General features: G+C 68.4%; 18 protein-coding genes. 6 read left to right on the top strand and 12 right to left on the bottom strand.

The features are described from left to right. Nucleotides 1-38: 38 nt before the first annotated feature. Together ACX12L_RS12425 and trpB are read right to left on the bottom strand one after the other, a co-directional pair. Nucleotides 39-377, bottom strand: coding sequence for a YggL family protein (locus tag ACX12L_RS12425; RefSeq protein ID WP_459262869.1), 339 nt, complete (start codon nucleotides 375-377; stop codon nucleotides 39-41). A 26-nt stretch (nucleotides 378-403) separates the two neighbouring features. Next, complete coding sequence (gene trpB / locus ACX12L_RS12420) at nucleotides 404-1,612, bottom strand: tryptophan synthase subunit beta (RefSeq protein WP_459262868.1); 1,209 nt, start codon at nucleotides 1,610-1,612, stop codon at nucleotides 404-406. A gap of 137 nt (nucleotides 1,613-1,749) precedes the next feature. On the opposite strand from trpB, the gene ACX12L_RS12415 reads away from it, so the two are divergent. Further along, nucleotides 1,750-2,139: a hypothetical protein gene (locus ACX12L_RS12415; RefSeq protein ID WP_459262867.1), complete on the top strand. Its 390-nt coding sequence runs from the start codon at nucleotides 1,750-1,752 to the stop codon at nucleotides 2,137-2,139. A 57-nt stretch (nucleotides 2,140-2,196) separates the two neighbouring features. Here ACX12L_RS12415 and ACX12L_RS12410 read toward each other — a convergent pair whose 3' ends face one another. The 7 genes from ACX12L_RS12410 to ACX12L_RS12380 all read right to left on the bottom strand — a co-directional run bounded on the left by ACX12L_RS12410 (nucleotide 2,197) and on the right by ACX12L_RS12380 (nucleotide 8,117). Next, entirely contained in the window at nucleotides 2,197-2,367 is a 171-nt protein-coding gene (locus tag ACX12L_RS12410) for a hypothetical protein (protein WP_459262866.1), read from the bottom strand. 269 nt (nucleotides 2,368-2,636) lie between these two features. After that, a complete protein-coding gene (locus ACX12L_RS12405) occupies nucleotides 2,637-3,470 on the bottom strand; it encodes an FkbM family methyltransferase (protein WP_459262865.1) in 834 nt (277 codons plus the stop codon). Nucleotides 3,471-3,631: 161 nt separating this feature from the next. Then, on the bottom strand, nucleotides 3,632-4,528 hold the full coding sequence (mmsB, locus tag ACX12L_RS12400; RefSeq protein ID WP_459262864.1) for a 3-hydroxyisobutyrate dehydrogenase: 897 nt from the start codon (nucleotides 4,526-4,528) through the stop codon (nucleotides 3,632-3,634). Nucleotides 4,529-4,558: 30 nt separating this feature from the next. Next, a complete protein-coding gene (locus ACX12L_RS12395; protein ID WP_459262863.1) occupies nucleotides 4,559-4,945 on the bottom strand; it encodes a TfoX/Sxy family protein in 387 nt (128 codons plus the stop codon). 67 nt (nucleotides 4,946-5,012) lie between these two features. Then, nucleotides 5,013-6,179 carry an acyl-CoA dehydrogenase family protein gene (locus ACX12L_RS12390; protein ID WP_459262862.1) on the bottom strand — a complete coding sequence of 389 codons (1,167 nt, stop codon included), beginning with the start codon at nucleotides 6,177-6,179 and terminating at the stop codon, nucleotides 5,013-5,015. A 25-nt stretch (nucleotides 6,180-6,204) separates the two neighbouring features. Further along, nucleotides 6,205-6,603, bottom strand: coding sequence for a lysozyme inhibitor LprI family protein (locus ACX12L_RS12385; protein WP_459262861.1), 399 nt, complete (start codon nucleotides 6,601-6,603; stop codon nucleotides 6,205-6,207). Then, a complete protein-coding gene (locus ACX12L_RS12380) occupies nucleotides 6,600-8,117 on the bottom strand; it encodes a CoA-acylating methylmalonate-semialdehyde dehydrogenase (RefSeq protein ID WP_459262860.1) in 1,518 nt (505 codons plus the stop codon). The genes ACX12L_RS12385 and ACX12L_RS12380 overlap by 4 nt, the downstream gene beginning before the upstream one ends. A 130-nt stretch (nucleotides 8,118-8,247) precedes the next feature. On the opposite strand from ACX12L_RS12380, the gene ACX12L_RS12375 reads away from it, so the two are divergent. The 4 genes from ACX12L_RS12375 to ACX12L_RS12360 all read left to right on the top strand — a co-directional run bounded on the left by ACX12L_RS12375 (nucleotide 8,248) and on the right by ACX12L_RS12360 (nucleotide 13,103). Continuing rightward, nucleotides 8,248-9,162, top strand: a complete 915-nt coding sequence (locus ACX12L_RS12375) for a LysR family transcriptional regulator (protein ID WP_459262859.1) — start codon at nucleotides 8,248-8,250, stop codon at nucleotides 9,160-9,162. A gap of 145 nt (nucleotides 9,163-9,307) precedes the next feature. Then, entirely contained in the window at nucleotides 9,308-10,405 is a 1,098-nt protein-coding gene (locus ACX12L_RS12370; protein ID WP_459262858.1) for a PQQ-dependent sugar dehydrogenase, read from the top strand. Nucleotides 10,406-10,468: 63 nt separating this feature from the next. Next, the gene (locus ACX12L_RS12365; protein WP_459262857.1) at nucleotides 10,469-11,077 is read left to right on the top strand and encodes an isochorismatase family protein; all 609 of its coding nucleotides are present in this window, start codon (nucleotides 10,469-10,471) and stop codon (nucleotides 11,075-11,077) included. 121 nt (nucleotides 11,078-11,198) lie between these two features. Beyond that, nucleotides 11,199-13,103, top strand: coding sequence for a propionate--CoA ligase (locus ACX12L_RS12360; protein WP_459262856.1), 1,905 nt, complete (start codon nucleotides 11,199-11,201; stop codon nucleotides 13,101-13,103). Nucleotides 13,104-13,170: 67 nt separating this feature from the next. Here ACX12L_RS12360 and ACX12L_RS12355 read toward each other — a convergent pair whose 3' ends face one another. From ACX12L_RS12355 to ACX12L_RS12345, 3 genes are read right to left on the bottom strand one after another with little or no spacing between them, the layout of a single operon-like run. After that, nucleotides 13,171-14,043: a MinD/ParA family protein gene (locus tag ACX12L_RS12355; RefSeq protein WP_459262855.1), complete on the bottom strand. Its 873-nt coding sequence runs from the start codon at nucleotides 14,041-14,043 to the stop codon at nucleotides 13,171-13,173. 10 nt (nucleotides 14,044-14,053) lie between these two features. Next, the gene (locus ACX12L_RS12350) at nucleotides 14,054-14,827 is read right to left on the bottom strand and encodes a GGDEF domain-containing protein (RefSeq protein WP_459262854.1); all 774 of its coding nucleotides are present in this window, start codon (nucleotides 14,825-14,827) and stop codon (nucleotides 14,054-14,056) included. Nucleotides 14,828-14,863: 36 nt separating this feature from the next. After that, the gene (locus ACX12L_RS12345; RefSeq protein WP_459262853.1) at nucleotides 14,864-16,594 is read right to left on the bottom strand and encodes a SulP family inorganic anion transporter; all 1,731 of its coding nucleotides are present in this window, start codon (nucleotides 16,592-16,594) and stop codon (nucleotides 14,864-14,866) included. Between the two features lie 124 nt (nucleotides 16,595-16,718). Between ACX12L_RS12345 and ACX12L_RS12340 the strand changes: the two genes are divergently transcribed. Further along, nucleotides 16,719-17,174 (top strand): BON domain-containing protein, encoded by a 456-nt coding sequence (locus ACX12L_RS12340; RefSeq protein ID WP_459262852.1) that lies wholly within the window; start codon nucleotides 16,719-16,721, stop codon nucleotides 17,172-17,174. Nucleotides 17,175-17,182: the final 8 nt, after the last annotated feature.

Genomic DNA, 17,182 nt, shown 5'->3' with positions numbered 1-17,182 from the left:
TGCTGGACGGGCACTGCAGGGCAAAAAGGCTTGAAGCCTCAGTCCTCCACGTACCACGCGTCCTTGAGCGCGCTCACCGCGGCCTCTGCCACCTCGGGCTGGGCGGCCAGCCAGGCCTGCGTGGCCTGGCGGTCGTCCTCGGTGGCGGAGCCGCGCGCGAACGCCGTGACGAAGCCCTCGCGCACCCAGCCGGCGGCGGCCAGGTTGCGGGGCACGAGCAGCTCGCGCACGAAGCGGTCCATCAGCGCCTCCTCCTGCTCGGGCGCCAGGGCCTGCCGGACTTTCAGCTCGTACTCGAAGCCGAACTCCTGGAATTCGCCCACGCGCATCTTCTTGCGAAGGCGGCGGCTGCGCGCTTTGTTGGGTGGCAGGGCCATGTGAAAAACTCCTTGAATGCAAAAAATCAGATGCCCAGCACCTTGGCCACGTAGTCCGCGTCCTTGTCGCCGCGGCCCGAGAGGTTGACCAGGATGTGCTGGTCCTTCGGCAAGCCGGGCGCCACGCGCATGGCCCAGGCCACGGCGTGGGCGCTCTCCAGCGCCGGGATGATGCCCTCCACGCGCGAGAGCCGCATGAACGCATCCAGGCATTCCTTGTCGGTCGCCGCCTCGTACTGCACGCGGCCGATGTCCTTGAGGTAGCTGTGCTGCGGCCCCACGCCGGGATAGTCCAGGCCCGAGGCGATGCTGTGCACGGCGGCCGGAACGCCGGGGGCGTCCTCCAGCACGTAGCACTTCATGCCGTGGATCTCGCCGGGCTTGCCCATGCTCAGCGTCGCCGCGTGGCGGCCGGGCTTGTCCGTGCCTTCGCCCGAGGGCTCCACGCCCACGAGCTTCACGCCGGCGTCTTCCAGGAAGGCTGTGAAGATGCCCATGGCGTTGCTGCCGCCGCCCACGCAGGCCGCCACGTAGTCGGGCAGGCGGCCGTGCTTCGCCTGGAACTGCTCGCGCGCCTCGCGGCCGACGATGCTCTGGAAGTCGCGCACCATCATCGGGAACGGGTGCGGGCCGACGACCGAGCCGATGGCGTAGAGGTAGTCGGTGGGGTTGGTCAGGTACTCCTCGAAGGCGCTGTCCACGGCTTCCTTCAGCGTGGCGGCGCCGCGCGTCACCGCCACCAGCTTGCAGCCGAGGATGCGCATCTTGGTGACGTTGGGGTGTTCCTTCTCGATGTCCACCTGGCCCATGTGGATCTCGCACGGAATGCCCACCAGCGCGCAGGCCGTGGCCAGCGCCACGCCGTGCTGGCCGGCGCCGGTCTCGGCGATCACCTTCTTCTTGCCCATGAACTTGGCCAGCAGCGCCTCGCCCAGGCAGTGGTTGATCTTGTGCGCGCCGGTGTGGTTCAGGTCCTCGCGCTTGAGGTGGATCTGCGCGCCGCCGAGCTGCGCCGACAGCCGCCTGGCGTGGAAGATCGGGCTGGGCCGGCCCACGTAGTCGGCGAACAGCTGCGCCAGCTCGTCCTGGAAGTCCTGCCGGCGGGTGATCTCGGCGTAGGCGGCGGCAATATCGTCCATGGCCTGCTTGAGGTGCGGCGGCACCAGTTGGCCGCCATAGGGGCCAAAGAAGCCCTGGGCGTCGGGCATGGGGGCGAAGTCGGTAGAGGCAGTCATCGCGGTGGAGGAGGGTGGTTGAATTGGGAAGGGCCTGCGGGGCGCAGGCCGGCGGCACGGCGCAATATACGCGCAGATCCATCACATTCCGGGCCGCGCGCCGCCAGGGTTGTCCCGATGGGCGCCAGAATCCAGCCATGCACCTGAAGCCCTACGAAAGCGTGGACGGCGTGCCGTTCACCGCCACGCGCGAAGACATCGCCCGCGCCCGCGGCCGGCCGCGCAGCGAGGAACGCAACGGCGTGGGCCTGACCGCGCTGGACTATGGCGACGTGGTCTACCGCTTCCAGGATGGCGGCAGGCTGGAGGAAATCACCGCCCGCGCCCGGGCGCTGCACCTGGGCACCGTGGCCGTCCCGTTCGCCAGCCTGGCCGCCTTCGTGCGGGCGGGCGACGATGCGGCCTTCGAGCGCGCGGGTTTTCTCGTTAGCCCGCGCTACGGCATCGCCTTCGTGCCCGGAGAGCCCTGCTGGGTGACTGCGCTGGCGCGGCACTGCCTGCCGCAGTGGGAGGCCATGGGGGCTTGAGGGGGTCCGATCCGACTCATGTTTGTCGAATGCAATGACGGCATTCGACTACGGCAGTCAGGCGTTCTCGGCGGGTATGCCGGCATCGGCGGGTACGGAAGCCTGCGCAACCGTTGAGGCATCGGGTGCAGAACCCTTGGCGAGCTTGCGCTGGTTTTTTTCTTCCTTCTTTTTCTTTTTCTCAAGTTCGCGCTGACGTTTTTCGAATGAATAATTGGGCTTGGCCACGCACACCTCACAGGAATTTGGCTTTGAGGACCATGATACCACCGGGCCTGCCTGAATCCTTGGGTGCATACCCGGCTCCTTGCGGCCACGCTGGACCGGCTCGGGTGTCGAATCGGATTCGATGGCCGGAAATGGTATGGGAAAAGAACAGTATGCTATGAAAAACAGAGCCGTTGGCACTGAATGGCGAAATGCCGGAAGGCCGTCTGGCAAGAAGCAGTGCCCATGGGCGGGCCCGGTCGGCAGGTGTACGGCGACGGGTCTATCCCTCAATCCTGTCCAGCCCCGTCTTTGTAAAACAGCGCATCGTACTGAAAGAACGGCACTTCATCGGTCAGGTTGGATTTCCTGATTGGGGAAATGATCTTGTTCTTGTAGCCATGGGATGACATGAGCCTGAAAAGCTCTTCTTTCGACGATCCAAGCTGTCGCAGGGTATTTTCTGATATTTCGCAAATCACGTCTGGAGCATCCGGCCGCGATAGAATCGCAGAGGCCCCTTTCAATGCCAGGACTTCGGCGCCCTCGATGTCGATTTTGATGAGTCTGATGGGCTGGGTGGACAGCTGGCTGTCCAATGTGTCGAGCTGAACGGAAAATTTCTCCCCCGAGCCTTCTCGTAAAGAGCCGCCGCCAATATTCGATGCATTGGCCACATGGAATTCGGCAATGCCGCGCTTGTCGGCCAGGCCGACGGGCCGGACATCTATGTTTTGCCTCTTGTTGATTTCAATGTTTCTATTCAGCTGCGCAAGGCACGTGGGATTGGGCTCGAATGAAATGACTTTGCTGCAGATTTGCGATGCCAGCAATGAAAAATATCCGACATTTGCCCCTATGTCGATAAAGACATCGTCTGCTTTAAGTCTCGACAAGATTGCACGGCCAACGTCGTCGTCCCACCGGCCCGTCACGAAAATCGTATGCTGGATGAAGTCCCTGGTGTTCAGGTGCATCAGGAAGTCGTAACTTGTCCGTGCGACGGTCTCTATGTTGCGGGTCCGCTCGTTTAACCACTGCGAAAAACGCCACTTGCCGGCTTCCAGGGGGAATCGGCGCATGTACAGGAGCAGAAGATTCACGCCGATATTATTGATGGGCATTATTTTCAGTTCCTTTTGCAGGATCGGCCATGTTCTTCTCTGGGACATGGCGCGGCAGACAAATCGAGAAAGAAAACACAATGCCCTTCATCCAGATAAAAAAGGCGCCGTAGCACATGCTACAGCGCCCGTTCTGCGGAGGGTTTACAGAAAAACCCGACTCACCCCTTTTTCTGCAGCATCTTGATCACGCTGGAGAAATCCTCCCCCCCGTGCCCCGCGAGGCTGTGCGCCGCGTAGAGCGCGCGCGCCAGCCCGCCCAGGGGCGTGGAGGCCTTCACGGCGGCGGCGTTTTCCTGGGACAGGCCCAGGTCCTTGAGCATCAGGTCGGTGCCGAAGCCGCCGGTGTAGCCGCGCGTGGCGGCGCTGGCCTCCTGCACGCCGGGGTAGGGGTTGTAGACTTCCAGCGCCCAGTTGCCGCCGGAGCTGCGGCGCATGATCTCGCTGAGCACCTTGGGGTCGAGGCCGTTGGCCACGCCCAGCGAGATGGCCTCGCTGGTGCCGATCATCAGGATGCCCAGCAGCATGTTGTTGCAGATCTTGGCCGTCTGGCCCGCGCCCACGGCTCCGGCGTGGAAGATGTTCTTGCCCATCTTTTCGAGCAGCGGGCGCGCGCGCTCCAGGTTGGCGTCGCTGCCGCCGACCATGAAGGTGAGCGTGCCCGCGATGGCGCCGCCGGTGCCGCCCGAGACGGGCGCGTCGATGAAGGCGATGCCTGCGGCCTCAAGCGCCTTGGCGACCTTCTGGCTGGTGGCGGCGGCGATCGTGGAGCTGTCGATCACCAGCGTGCCCTTGGCGATGTGCTGCAGCAGGCCGCCCTGGCTGTCCTTGCCCAGGTACAGGCCCTCCACGTGCTGGCTGGCGGGCAGCATGCTGATGACGGCCTCGGCGCCCTGCACGGCGTCCTGGGCGCTGGCGGCGACCTGCAGGCCCTGGGCCTTGACCTGGGCGCAGGCGTCCGCGCTCAGGTCGAAGGCCTTGATGGCGTGGCCGGCCTTGTGCAGGTTGATGGCCATGGGGGCGCCCATGTGGCCCAGGCCGATGAATGCGATTTGCATGGTGGGTCTCCTGTGGTGAATGAAGGGTGACTAGCGGGAAGGGGGAGGCGCGGAGCGCCGGGGCGTGGCCTTGGCCTGCGGGTTGTAGGCCAGGGCGGCGTCTATCCAGTGGCGCCACTGGGCGCGCGTGGCGTAGGCGGCGGGCGTGACCCAGAAGTAGCCGGACATGCCGCCGCGCGGGTCCAGCTCGCGCAGGCCGGGGGTTTCGGCGATGGCCGCGTGCTGCTGCGGCGGCAGGCGCACCAGCAGCTCGTCGCCCTTGACGGCCAGGCAGAGCTTGCCGTCCACCATGAAGGCGTGGCTGCCGAAGAGCTGGCGTTCCTCCACGTGTGCCCGCGCGTCCAGGCGCTCGGCCAGGGCGTCCTGTACGGCGGCGATCAGGTGCAGCGTTTCGTCGGACAGGGGGCGGGCGGGCATGGTGGTATGTGGTTGAAAAGGCCACCAGCGCCCGTCCATAAAGCGCTGGCAGCTCTCTTATCGATAGCTATCGGATGGCATCCGGCGCGTCGCCGTCGAGCATGCGCCGGCCGATGATGACGCGCATGATCTCGTTCGTGCCCTCCAGGATCTGGTGCACGCGCGCGTCGCGCAGCAGGCGCTCCAGCGGGTATTCGCGGATGTAGCCGTAGCCGCCGTGCAGCTGCAGCGCCTCGTTGACCACGTTGAAGCCCGCGTCGGTGGCGAAGCGCTTGGCCATGGCGCAGTAGGTGGAGGCGTCGCGCGCGCCGGCGTCGAGTTTGCTGGCGGCCAGGCGCACCATCTGGCGCGCGGCGACGAGCTCCGTGGCCATGTCGGCCAGCTTGAACTGCAGTGCCTGGAAGCTCGCGATGGGCTTGCCGAACTGCTTGCGTTCCTGCATGTAGCGCTGGGCGTGGGCAAGCGCGCCCTGCGCCGCGCCCACCGAGCAGGTGGCGATGTTGATGCGCCCGCCGTCCAGGCCCTTCATGGCGATCTTGAAGCCCTCGCCCTCGCGGCCCAGCAGGTTCTGCGCGGGGATGCGCACGTTGTCGAAGCTGATCTGGCGCGTGGGCTGGCTGTTCCAGCCCATTTTGTCTTCCTTCTTGCCGTAGTGGATGCCCGGCAGGTCGGCGGGCACGGCGAAGGCGCTGATGCCGGCGGCGCCCGACTGCGCGTCGCCCGTGCGGGCCATGAGGACGAGCACGTGGGTGCCGCCCGCGCCGCTGATGAAGGCCTTGCCGCCGTTGATGACGTATTCGCCGCCCACGAGCTCGGCGCGGGTCTTGATGGAGGCGGCGTCCGATCCGCTGCCGGGCTCGGTCAGGCAGTAGCTGGCCAGTTTTTGCCCGCTGGTCAACGCCTCGCCCCATTCGGCGCGCACCGCATCCTGGGCCCAGGTGCCCAGCATCCAGGTGGCCATGTTGTGGATGGTAATGAAGGCGGTGGTGCTGGGGTCCACGGCTGCCAGTTCCTCGAAGACCAGCGTGGCGTCCAGGCGGGGCAGCTGCAGGCCGCCGACGGACTCGGGCGCGTACAGGCCGCAGAAGCCCAGCTCGCCGGCACGGCGAATAGCCTCCACGGGGAAGACGCCCTCGGCGTCCCAGTGCGCGGCATGGGGGGCCAGCTCCGCCTGGGCGAACTGGCGGGCGGTGTCGGCAAAGGCGCGCTGGTCTTCGCTGAGTTCAAAGTCCATGGCAGGGCTCTCCTTCTCTGGTCGCTTATTCGTTGTGCGGCGGCGCTTCGCCGTGGTGCAGCCAGTGCATCAGGGCCTGGCGCCGCGCCCGGGTCTGCGCCACCAGGCATTCGTGGTACAGGCGCGGCCATTCGGGGCGCTGCTCCTGCGCGCGCTGCGCCTGCTTGCACCGCGTGATGCGGGCGCGCTGCCAGGCCTGGTGGTCCTGGCGCAGGGCAGGGCGCTCGTGGGCCGACAGGGCGCGCATCACGTCAGCGTACAGGATCTGCAGGGCGGTGTCCGCCTCCTGGTAGCCGCGCACGGCGCAGGCGTTGGTCTCATCCACCGAACCGCCGGGGCGGCAGGCGCCGCCGGCCTGCGCCCAGGCGGCCGTGCCGCCGAGGCACAGCGCAAGGGCGAGGGTGGCAGCGCGCGGGCCGGTCACTTCAGGCTGATGGTGGTGTTCACGCCGTGGTGCAGCGTGCTGTCGTCGAACCAGCGCTCGGTGACGGTCTTGGTCTGCGTGTAGAACAGCACCACCTGCTTGCCATAGGGGCCCAGGTCGCCGAGCTTGGAGGCGCGGCTGCCGGTGAACGAGAACAGCGGGACCGGCACCGGCACGGGCAGGTTGATGCCGACCTGGCCCACGTCGATGTCCTCCTGGAACATGCGCGCGGCCGCGCCGGACTGCGTGAAGATGGCCGTGCCGTTGCCGTTGGGGTTGGCGTTGATGAACTCGATGGCCTGCTCCAGGTCGTCCGCGCCGGCGATGCACAGCACGGGGCCGAAGACCTCTTGGTCGTAGATGCTCATGCCGGGCTTGACGCCGCTGAAGATGGTGGGCGCGACGAAGTTGCCCTTCTCGAAGCCGGGGATGCTGGGCTTGCGGCCGTCCAGCTCCAGCTTGGCGCCTTCTTCCACGCCGCGGGCGATCAGGCTTTCCACGCGCTCCAGGGCGGCGCAGGAGATCACCGGGCCCAGGTCGGCGCCTGCCGTGGTGCCGGCCGACACCTTCAGCGCCTTGGCCTTCTCGACGAATTCGGGAATCCACTTCTGCGCCTCGCCCACCAGCACGGCCACCGAGATGGCCATGCAGCGCTGGCCGGCCGCGCCGAACGATGCACCCAGGATGGCGTTGATCGACTGCTCCTTGTTCGCGTCGGGCATGACGATGGCGTGGTTCTTCGCGCCCATCATGCACTGCACGCGCTTGCCGGCCAGGCTCGCGCGGTTGTAGACGTGCGTGCCCACGCGCGTGCTGCCCACGAAGCTGATGGCCTTGATGTCCGGGTGGTCGCAGATGGCGTTGACCACGTCCTCGCCGCCGTGCACCACGTTGAGCACGCCGGGGGGAATGCCGGCCTCCAGCGCCAGCTCGCACAGGCGCATGGTCACCATCGGGTCCTGCTCGGAGGGCTTGAGCACGAAGGTGTTGCCCGTGGCGATGGCCATGGGGAACATCCACAGCGGGATCATGGCCGGGAAGTTGAACGGCGTGATGCCGGCGCACACGCCCAGGGGCTGCAGCACGGTGTAGGTGTCCACGCCGCTGGCTACGTTGTTGGCCAGCTCGCCCAGCTGCAGGTTGCCGATGGCGGCCGCGTGCTCCACCACCTCCAGGCCGCGGAACACGTCGCCCTCGGCGTCGGGCAGGGTCTTGCCTTGTTCGGCCGTCAGCAGCGCGGCCAGTTCCTTCATGTTCTCGCGGATCAGCTGCTGGAGCTTGAGGAAGATGCGCGCGCGCGTGCCGATGGGGGTCTTGCGCCAGGTCTTGAAGGCCTCCTTGGCGTTGGCCACGGCGGCATTCACCTCGTCGGGCGTGGCGAAGGGCACGCGCGCCAGCACCTCCTGGGTGGCGGGGTTGACCACGTTGCGCCATTGAGTGGTCTTGGATTCGACCATCTGGCCGTTGATCAAAAGCTTGACGGTGGGGGCTTGTACGGCGGTGGATGCATCCATGGCGCGGGTCTCCTGTGCTGAAAGTGAGTGAACGGGCCCTATGGTAGTTGTGCGAAATTACCCATGCAATAGACAATCATGCACCTTAGCTTTGCAAATATGCACATTCGTGCGAACAGAAGGCTCCACCATGGACTGGGACAACCTGCGCTACTTCCTGGAACTGGCCCGCACCGGCACCCTGGCCGCCGCCGCGCGCCGCACGGGCGTGGAGCACACCACGGTGGCGCGGCGCATCCAGGCGCTGGAAAAACAGATGGGCGCGCCCCTGTTCGCGCGCGAGGCCGCCGGCCACCGCCTGACCGAGGCCGGCCGCCACCTGCTGCCCGCCGTCGAGGCCATGGAGTCCGCCGTGCTCGGCGTGGAGCGCGCGTCGCCGGCCAATGCGTCCGCCGCCGGCCCGTCGGGCCTGGTGCGCGTGGGCGCCACCGAGGGCTTCGGCACGCTGGTCCTGGCGCCGCACCTGGCGCGCCTCACGCAGCGGCACCCGCACCTGTCCATCGACCTGCTGGCGCTGCCGCGCATGCTGCACCTGTCGCGGCGCGAGGCGGACATCGTCATCTCGCTGGAGCGCCCCAAGCGCGGCTCGGTCATCGTCACCAGGCTGGCCGACTACACCCTGCGCCTGTACGGCCAGCGCGAATACCTGGCGCGCCGGCCGCTGGTGGCCACGCGCGAGGACCTGCGCCACCACGCCTTCATCAGCTACGTGGACGACCTGCTGTTCACCAAGGAGCTGCAGTTCCTCGACCAGCTGTACCCGCCCGAGCGCTTCGCCCTGCGCAGCACCAGCATCACGGCCCAGTACGAGGCCGTGCGCGCCGGCGCGGGCCTGGCCGTTCTGCCTGTCTTCCTGGCCGACCGTGACCCCATCCTGGCGCGCGTGCTGCCGCACGAGGCCGCGTTCACCCGCACCTTCTGGATGAGCATGCCCGCCGAGGCCAAGCACCTGGCGCGCATGCAGGCCGTGTGGGCCTTCCTGAAGGAAGTGGGGCAGAAAGAGGCCGGGCTGCTGGTGCCGGATGCACCGCATAAACCCGGATGAGCGGGAGGGTGCCCGGCCTGCGCACAATGCCAGGGCAGGGCGCCAAAGGCGGCGCCCGGGGAGCCGTTCCATGAATTACTTGCGAAAAGTGCTTCTGGCGCCCGTCCAGCAAGCGCATGCAGCTACTGTTTGCGTAGCGATCGCCATGCTTGCCGGCAGCGGCGCGCATGCGCAGGACGGCGTGCAGCCCGTGGCGGCGCGCAGCCGGGCGTCGGCGGAGGTGGTGGCCTCGGGCCTGGAGCACCCCTGGGGCCTGGCCTTTCTGCCCGGCGGGCGCTTCCTGGTCACCGAGCGGCCTGGCCGCCTGCGCGTGGTGGAGCCCGGCGGGCGCCTGGGTCCGCCCCTGGCCGGGCTGCCGCGGGTGGCGGCGGGCGGGCAGGGCGGGCTGCTGGACGTGATCGCCGACGCGGACTTCGCGCGCAACCGGCGCATCTTCTTCTGCTACTCCGAACCCGCCCCCGAGGGCCGCGGCAACGGCACGGCCCTGGCCAGCGCCACGCTCGCGCCCGATGCGCCGGCGCTTCAGGACGTGAAGGTGCTCTTCAGCCAGCGGCCCAAGGTGGCGAGCCAGCTGCACTTCGGCTGCCGCATCGTGCAGGCGCCGGACGGCAACCTGTTCCTCACGCTGGGCGAGCGCTTCAGCCGCAAGGACGACGCCCAGCGGCTGGACGGCCATCTGGGCAAGGTCGTGCGCCTGGCGCCCACGGGCGGCGCCGCGCCCGGCAACCCGCTGGCCGGCCGCGCGGGCGCGCTGCCGGAGATCTGGAGCTGGGGCCACCGCAATCCCCAGGGCGCCGCCTGGGGGCCGGACGGCAGGCTGTGGATCCACGAGCACGGCCCGCAGGGCGGCGACGAGATCAACCGCCCCGAGCCCGGCCGCAACTACGGCTGGCCGGTGATCACCTACGGCGAGAACTATGGCGGCGGCAGGATCGGCGAGGGTACGGCCAAGGCCGGCATGGAGCAGCCGCTGCACTACTGGGTGCCGTCGATCGCGCCCTCGGGCATGGCCTTTCTCACCAGCGACCGGTACGGCGCGGCCTGGAAGGGCAGCCTGTTCGTGGGCTCGCTCAAGTTCGCGCGCCTGCACCGGCTGGAACTGCGCGATGCGCGCGTGGTGCGCGACGAATACCTGCTCGACGGCCTGGGCGCGCGCATCCGCGACGTGCGCCAGGGGCCGGACGGCTGGCTCTACCTGCTCACCGACAGCCCCGACGGCCAACTGCTGCGCCTCAAACCATGACGGCCGGGCGCGCCCCGCCTGCGACAATGGCCGCCTACACCTTTGAACAGAAGATCGACCGCCATGCTGCTTGACGCCTCCGAATCCCAACTCGTGCTCGTGGACTACCAGGAACGCCTGATGCCCGCCATCTTCGAAGGCGCGGCCGTGCTGGCGAATGCGCGCAGGCTGGCCCGGATCGCGCAGCTCGTGGACGTGCCCGCGTGGGGCACAGAGCAGAACCCCTCGCGCCTGGGCCCCAACGATGCCGAGCTGCGCGCCCTGTGCCAGCGCACGCTGGCCAAGATGCACTTCAGCGCCGCCGAGGAAGGCCTCGGCGAGTGGCTGCGCCCGGCGCCCAAGCCCCAGGGCGGCAACGCGCGCAGCCTGCCCAAGCATCTGCAGAAGGCCCGCGAGCAGCAGCAGGCCACCGAGCGCGCCAGCATCGTCATCGCCGGCTGCGAGGCGCACGTGTGCCTGCTGCAGACGGCGCTCCAACTCATCGAGGACGAGTTCGAGGTCTGGGTGGTGACGGACGCCTGCAGCTCGCGCACCGAACGCAGCCGCGACGCCGCCTTCGACCGCCTGGCAGGCGCGGGCGCCGAACTGGTCACCACCGAGATGGTGGCCTTCGAATGGCTGCGCGGCTGCGAGCACCCGGCGTTCAAGGACATGCTGGCGCTGGTGAAATAGCAAGGCCGCCCAGGCAGGCGGCAGCGTCAGCTTTCTGCAAGCGCGACATGAATAATTATGAATTTTGGATGACCGACCTTTCGCGCCAGGGTGGCGCGGCATGCTTCCAGGAGACAGCACCATGGCCGCCGAGCACAGCAACTACGCCGATTTCTACCGCCGCTCCATCGACGAGCGCGACGCCTTCTGGGCCGAGCAGGCCCGGCTGATCGACTGGCATCAGTCCCCCCGGACGATCTGCGACTACGGCAACCCGCCATTCGCCCGGTGGTTCCCCGACGGCACCACCAACCTGTGCCACAACGCGGTCGACAGGCATCTGGCCGCGCGCGCGCAGCAGAACGCGCTGGTGGCCATCTCCACCGAGACCAACACCGAGCGCGCCTACACCTACGCCGAGCTGCACCAGGAGGTGCAGCGCATGGCGGCGGTGCTGCAGGCGCTGGGCGTGAAGCAGGGCGACCGCGTGCTGATCTACATGCCCATGATCGCCGAGGCGGCCTTCGCCATGCTGGCCTGCGCGCGCATCGGCGCCATCCATTCGGTGGTGTTCGGCGGCTTCGCCTCGTCGTCGCTCGCCTCGCGCATCGAGGATGCCGAGCCCACGGTGATCGTGAGCGCCGACGCGGGCTCGCGCGGCGGCAAGGTCGTGCCCTACAAGCCGCTGCTCGACGAGGCCATCGACCTGTCGGCGCACAAGCCCGCCGCCGTGCTGATGGTGGACCGGGGCCTGGCCTCCGCCGCCATGCGCGCGGGGCGCGACCATGACTGGGCGGCGCTGCGCGAGCAGCACCTGAACACCCAGGTGCCCTGCGCCTGGGTGCAGGCCACGGATCCGAGCTACACGCTCTACACCAGCGGCACCACGGGCAAGCCCAAGGGGGTGCAGCGCGACACGGGCGGCTACACCGTGGCGCTGGCCGCGAGCATGCGCCACATCTTCCAGGCCAACGCGGGCGACACGTACTTCTGCACCAGCGACATCGGCTGGGTGGTGGGCCACAGCTACATCATCTACGGCCCGCTGATCGCCGGCATGACCACCATCCTCTACGAAGGCCTGCCGATCCGCCCCGACGCGGGCATCTGGTGGAGCATCGTCGAGAAATACAAGGTCACGCACATGTTCTCTGCGCCCACGGCGGTGCGCGTGCTGAAGAAACAGGACCCGGAGTACCTCGCGAAGTACGACATTTCCAGCCTCAAGGCCCTGTGGCTAGCCGGCGAGCCGCTGGACGAGCCCACGGCCACCTGGATCAGCGGCGCCCTGAACGTGCCCATCATCGACAACTACTGGCAGACCGAGACCGGCTGGCCCATCCTCACGCTGTGCAACGGCGTGCAGCAGCAGTCCTCGCGCTTCGGCAGCCCGGGCAAGGCGGTGTACGGCTACAACGTCAAGCTCATCGACGAGGCCACGGGCGAGGAGCTGACCGAGCCCAACCAGAAGGGTGTGGTGGCCATCGAGGGGCCGCTGCCCCCGGGCTGCCTGCAGACCGTGTGGCGCAACGACGAGCGCTTCGTGGGCACCTACTGGAAGAGTATCCCCGGCCGCCTGGTCTACAGCACCTTCGACTGGGGCATACGCGACGAGGACGGCTACTACTTCATCCTCGGGCGCACCGACGACGTGATCAACGTGGCCGGCCACCGCCTGGGCACGCGCGAGATCGAGGAATGCATCGCCGGCCACTCCAACATCGCCGAGGTGGCCGTGGTCGGCGTGGCCGACCAGCTCAAGGGCCAGGTGGCCATGGCCTTCGCCGTGCCGCGCGATGCCTCGGGCCTGACCGACGACGCCGCGCGCCTGAAACTCGAGGGCGAGGTGATGAAGCAGGTGGATTCCCAGCTCGGCGCCGTGGCCCGCCCCGCGCGCGTGTTCTTCGTGACCCAGCTGCCCAAGACGCGCAGCGGCAAGCTGCTGCGCCGCGCCCTGCAGGCCGTGGCCGAACGGCGCGACACGGGCGACCTGACCACCATGGAGGACCCGACGGCGCTGCAGCAGATCAAGGATCTGCTGGGCTGAACAAGCCCCCGTCTGCTTTTGTTTTGATAGCTTCCAGCGCCGCGGATGGCGGGCGCTGGAGGCTTTTTTATTGGTTGCCAGCGGGCTTGAGCAGCGTGGATTCGATCTTGTTGGCCAGCTGCGCCACGGCCAGGGCGGCCGGGCAGCCGGGCATCTGCAGCATCAGCAGCTGGCGGCGCATCACGGCCTCGCGCACCGAGGGGTCGGCCGGAATGTCGCCCATGTGGATCAGGCGCATGGGGCGGCCCGAGTCGGTGCTCACGAAGCGGTCCAGCACCTGCTGCAGCTGGCCGGTGATGGCGCGTCCGTCGCCGGCGCGCGCCGCCTGGTTCACCACCATGCGCACGTGCTGGCGCTTCTGCTGGGTGGCCAGCACCTTGATCGCGGCATAGGCGTCCGTGAGCGAGGTGGGCTCGGGCGTGGCCACGATGAGCACTTCCTGGGCCAGCGACACGGAGAACAGCACCACGTCGGAGATGCCGGCGCCGGTGTCCAGCAGCACCACGTCGTACTGCGGCGCCAGGGTCTGGATGACGTTGAAGAATTCGTTGCGGACCTCGGGCGTGAGGCGCGAATACTCGACCATGCCCGAGCCGGCCAGCACCACGGAAAAGCCGCCGGGGGCCTTGATCACGGCGTCGCTCAGCTGGGCCTTGCCGGTGAACACGTCGTGCAGCGTGGTCTTGGGGTGCAGGTTGAGCACCACGTCCAGGTTGGCCAGGCCCAGGTCGGCGTCCAGCACCAGCACGCGCAGCCCGCGGCGGGTGAGCGCGGCGGCCAGGTTCGCCGATACGAAGGTCTTGCCCACGCCGCCCTTGCCGCTGGTGACGGCAATGATGCGCGCGTCGACCGGCGCGGCGGCGGCAGGCGTGGGGGCTGTGGCCGGAGCGGTGGTGCCGGCGGAAGCGGGTGTCGGTTGTGGGGACAGCGCGTCGTTCATCACTGGGCTTTCAATAGGCGCTGCTTGTGGATGGGTTCAGGGGCGGGGGCAGGTCGCCCCAGACCGTGGGGGTGTGTAGCGGGCCGAACAGCAAGCTCTTTTCCTCCGCGCTCACGCTGCTGTCGGGCTGGTCCTCGATGCTGACCCTGTTGCGGCCGGCAAGCTTGGCCTTGTACAGCTCGGCATCGGCGCGGTCGGTCCACAGCGCGGTGGTGCTGCGGATCCACTGCAGCGCGAAGGCGCCACCGACGCTGACGGTGACGTTCAGCGTCAGCGACGGGGAGATGCACACGGGCGTGGATTCGATGGCGCGGCGCACGCGCTCGGCAACCACGCGGCCAAAGCCGAACTGGCATGCGGGCAGCACGATGGCGAATTCCTCCCCGCCGTAGCGGGAAACGGTGTCCATGGGGCGCACGCACGATTCGAGCGTGCGCGCGACCGACTGCAGCACGATGTCGCCCGCAAGATGGCCATGGCTGTCGTTGACCTGCTTGAAATAGTCGATGTCCAGCATGAGCAGCAGCGCTGCCTCCCCCGAGCGGGCGACGCGGTCGAGCTCGCGCTCGAGCACCGCATGCACATGGCGCCGGTTGGGCAGGCCGGTGAGGGGGTCTTTGAGCGAGAGCTCGCACAGGCCGTCGATCAGGCTCTGCAGGTACAGCACCGGTGACTGTTCATGCAGCGCCGCTTCGGATCCCAGCGACTGGGCCACCAGCGCATGCGCCGTGGCCAGGCGCAGGTCACGCAGACGAACGGAAGCGGAGGACGCAGTGTCGTTCACAAAAGGAAACAAATTGGCTTTCGGCGATTTTAGCAGCTACGGCGCGCTGGTTTGCGCAAGCGGATCCCCGCTGCCCGTACCGTGCTCGCGGGGCGGCGCGGCGGCCGTCTGCTGCAGCGCGGCGATGGCCTCCGCGTCGGTCCGATAGGTGATGAAGTTGGGGCCTGGCGCGAGGGCCCCCGCATTCTCGAGGGTGCGCTGCACGGGCAGTTTGATTCCACTCACGTGCAGCATGCCGCCGTGGCCTTGCAGCAATGCGCGCAGGCGCATGAAGGCCTCCACGCCGGTCACGTCGATGCGGTTGATGGGCAGCGCGAACAGGCACAGGTGCCGGGTGTCGGGGCGCTGGGCCAGCTCGTCGGCCACGCGGCGTTCCAGCGCGTTGGCGGAGGCGAAATCCAGCTCCGCATCCATGCGCAGCGCCAGCACCCGGGGGGCCAGCGGGGCGATCTGCCACAGATGGCGGTCGCGCAGGCTGCCGTCGGGGTGCAGCCCCACCTCGATGATGCGCGGGTGCAGGCGCTGGTACAGGAAGTGGCTCAGGTTCATCAGCAGGCCGATCAGCACGCCCCAGTACAGGCGCGGCGCGGTCACCAGCGTGAGGCCGAAGGTCGCCAGGCCTATGGCCGTCTCCACCCGCGAGATGCGCCACAGCCTGAACATGGTGCCGGGCTTGATAAGGTTCGTGATGGCGGCCACCACCACCGCGGCCAGCACCGACTGCGGCACGTGGTAGAGCGCGGGCGTGAGCCACAGCAGGGTGGCCAGCACCAGCAGCAGCGCGAACAGCGTGGCCCAGCCGGTCTTGGCGCCCGCGTACAGGTTGATCGCGGAGCGCGAGAACGAGGCGCTGGTGGCGAAGCTGCCGCACAGGCCCGAGCTGATCTTGGCCATGCCGTGGGCGATCAGGTCCTGGTTCTCGTTCCAGCGCGTGCCCCCCTGCTGGTGCTCCACCTTGGCGCTCGACGCGGTTTCCAGGAAGCTGACCAGCGTGATCACCATCACCGGCATCACCAGGGCGCCCATGTCGTCCCACGACAGCCACCCCGGCCAATACGGCGAGGGCAGGCCCGAGGGCAGGTGGCCGATCACGGCGCCGTCGGCGTCCGCGTAGCCCATGGCCCAGCTGACGAGGGCCGCGAGGGCGATCACCACGATGGCGGCCGGAAAGCTCGGGCGCCAGCGCCGGGCCAGCACCAGCAGGGCCAGGCTGCCCAGCCCGAAGGCCAGCGCGGTGAAGTCGAAGTGGTGCGGCGAGGGGCTCTCTGCCAGCGCGTGCCAGCTGGTGCGCAGCCCGAGCAGCGCCGGCAGCTGCGACGCCAGGATCAGCAGCGCCGCGGCCTGGGTGAAGCCGCCCAGCACGGGCGACGTCACCAGGTTGAGCAGCCAGCCGAAGCGCACCACGCCCAGCACCAGCTGCAGCAGCCCCGACAGCAGCGCCATCCACACGGCCAGGGCGACCCATTGGGCACTGCCGGGTTCGGCCATGCCGGTGAGCGATGTGCCTATGAGCAGGCTGGTGAGAGCGGTGGGGCCCACGCCGAGGCGGGTGGAGGAGCTCCAGAGCACGGCCACGAGGGCCGGCACGAGCGATGCATAGATGCCCGTCACCAGCGGCATGCCGGCCAGCGCCGCATAGGCAACGCCCTGGGGCACCAGCATCAGCCCGACGGTCATGCCGGCCCAGAACTCCCCCCGCAGGAGGGCGGCCGTGGGGCGGGGCCAGGCCAGGAAGGGAAGCCAGCGGTGCAACGAGAGTGTGGACATGGGGGCCGATTGTCACGCCAGTGGGAGCCGCCGTTGTCCTACTGCGGTTTCAGCCCTTTCCGACCCGCGGCCAAGGCCATGCTCCCTACAGTGGCGGGCGTGTCCCCACAAAGGAGAACCAACCATGGACAGTACACATTCCGCCCTTTCGATGCCGCGCTGGACGGTCCTGGCCGCCGCACTGGCGCTGGCCCTGGGGCTGGCCGGCTGCAACAAGACCGAGGAGCCGACGGCGGGCCAGCGCGTGGACGAGGCGATAGGCAAGACCGAACGGGCGGCCCAGGAGGTCAAGCAGAAGGCGGAGACCGCAGCCAGCGAGGTGAGCGATGCCACGCGCCGCGCCGCGGCCGGCGCCGCCGCGCTGGTGGACGACGCGACCATCACCGCCAAGGTCAAGGCAGGGCTGGCGCAGGACATGGACCTCGGCGCCCTCAAGATCGACGTGGACACGAGCGCGGGCGTGGTCACGCTCAAGGGAGAGGTGAAGTCCGAGCAGGCGCGCGAGCGCGCCAGCCAGATCGCGCAGGCCGTGTCGGGCGTGAGCTCGGTGGAGAACAAGCTCACCGTTTCCGGCGGCTAACATCGGCG

This window comes from Alicycliphilus sp. T452 (assembly GCF_054512775.1).
This window is presented reverse-complemented; position numbering and strand designations above follow the sequence as displayed.

Bases quoted from the DNA above. Each gene is read 5' to 3' on its own strand.
- ACX12L_RS12425 (WP_459262869.1), bottom strand. From the start codon at position 377: ATGGCCCTGCCACCCAACAAAGCGCGCAGCCGCCGCCTTCGCAAGAAG.
- trpB (WP_459262868.1), bottom strand. From the start codon at position 1,612: ATGACTGCCTCTACCGACTTCGCCCCCATGCCCGACGCCCAGGGCTTC.
- ACX12L_RS12415 (WP_459262867.1), top strand. From the start codon at position 1,750: ATGCACCTGAAGCCCTACGAAAGCGTGGACGGCGTGCCGTTCACCGCC.
- ACX12L_RS12405 (WP_459262865.1), bottom strand. From the start codon at position 3,470: ATGCCCATCAATAATATCGGCGTGAATCTTCTGCTCCTGTACATGCGC.
- mmsB (WP_459262864.1), bottom strand. From the start codon at position 4,528: ATGCAAATCGCATTCATCGGCCTGGGCCACATGGGCGCCCCCATGGCC.
- ACX12L_RS12395 (WP_459262863.1), bottom strand. From the start codon at position 4,945: ATGCCCGCCCGCCCCCTGTCCGACGAAACGCTGCACCTGATCGCCGCC.
- ACX12L_RS12390 (WP_459262862.1), bottom strand. From the start codon at position 6,179: ATGGACTTTGAACTCAGCGAAGACCAGCGCGCCTTTGCCGACACCGCC.
- ACX12L_RS12380 (WP_459262860.1), bottom strand. From the start codon at position 8,117: ATGGATGCATCCACCGCCGTACAAGCCCCCACCGTCAAGCTTTTGATC.
- ACX12L_RS12375 (WP_459262859.1), top strand. From the start codon at position 8,248: ATGGACTGGGACAACCTGCGCTACTTCCTGGAACTGGCCCGCACCGGC.
- ACX12L_RS12370 (WP_459262858.1), top strand. From the start codon at position 9,308: ATGCTTGCCGGCAGCGGCGCGCATGCGCAGGACGGCGTGCAGCCCGTG.
- ACX12L_RS12365 (WP_459262857.1), top strand. From the start codon at position 10,469: ATGCTGCTTGACGCCTCCGAATCCCAACTCGTGCTCGTGGACTACCAG.
- ACX12L_RS12360 (WP_459262856.1), top strand. From the start codon at position 11,199: ATGGCCGCCGAGCACAGCAACTACGCCGATTTCTACCGCCGCTCCATC.
- ACX12L_RS12355 (WP_459262855.1), bottom strand. From the start codon at position 14,043: ATGAACGACGCGCTGTCCCCACAACCGACACCCGCTTCCGCCGGCACC.
- ACX12L_RS12345 (WP_459262853.1), bottom strand. From the start codon at position 16,594: ATGTCCACACTCTCGTTGCACCGCTGGCTTCCCTTCCTGGCCTGGCCC.
- ACX12L_RS12340 (WP_459262852.1), top strand. From the start codon at position 16,719: ATGGACAGTACACATTCCGCCCTTTCGATGCCGCGCTGGACGGTCCTG.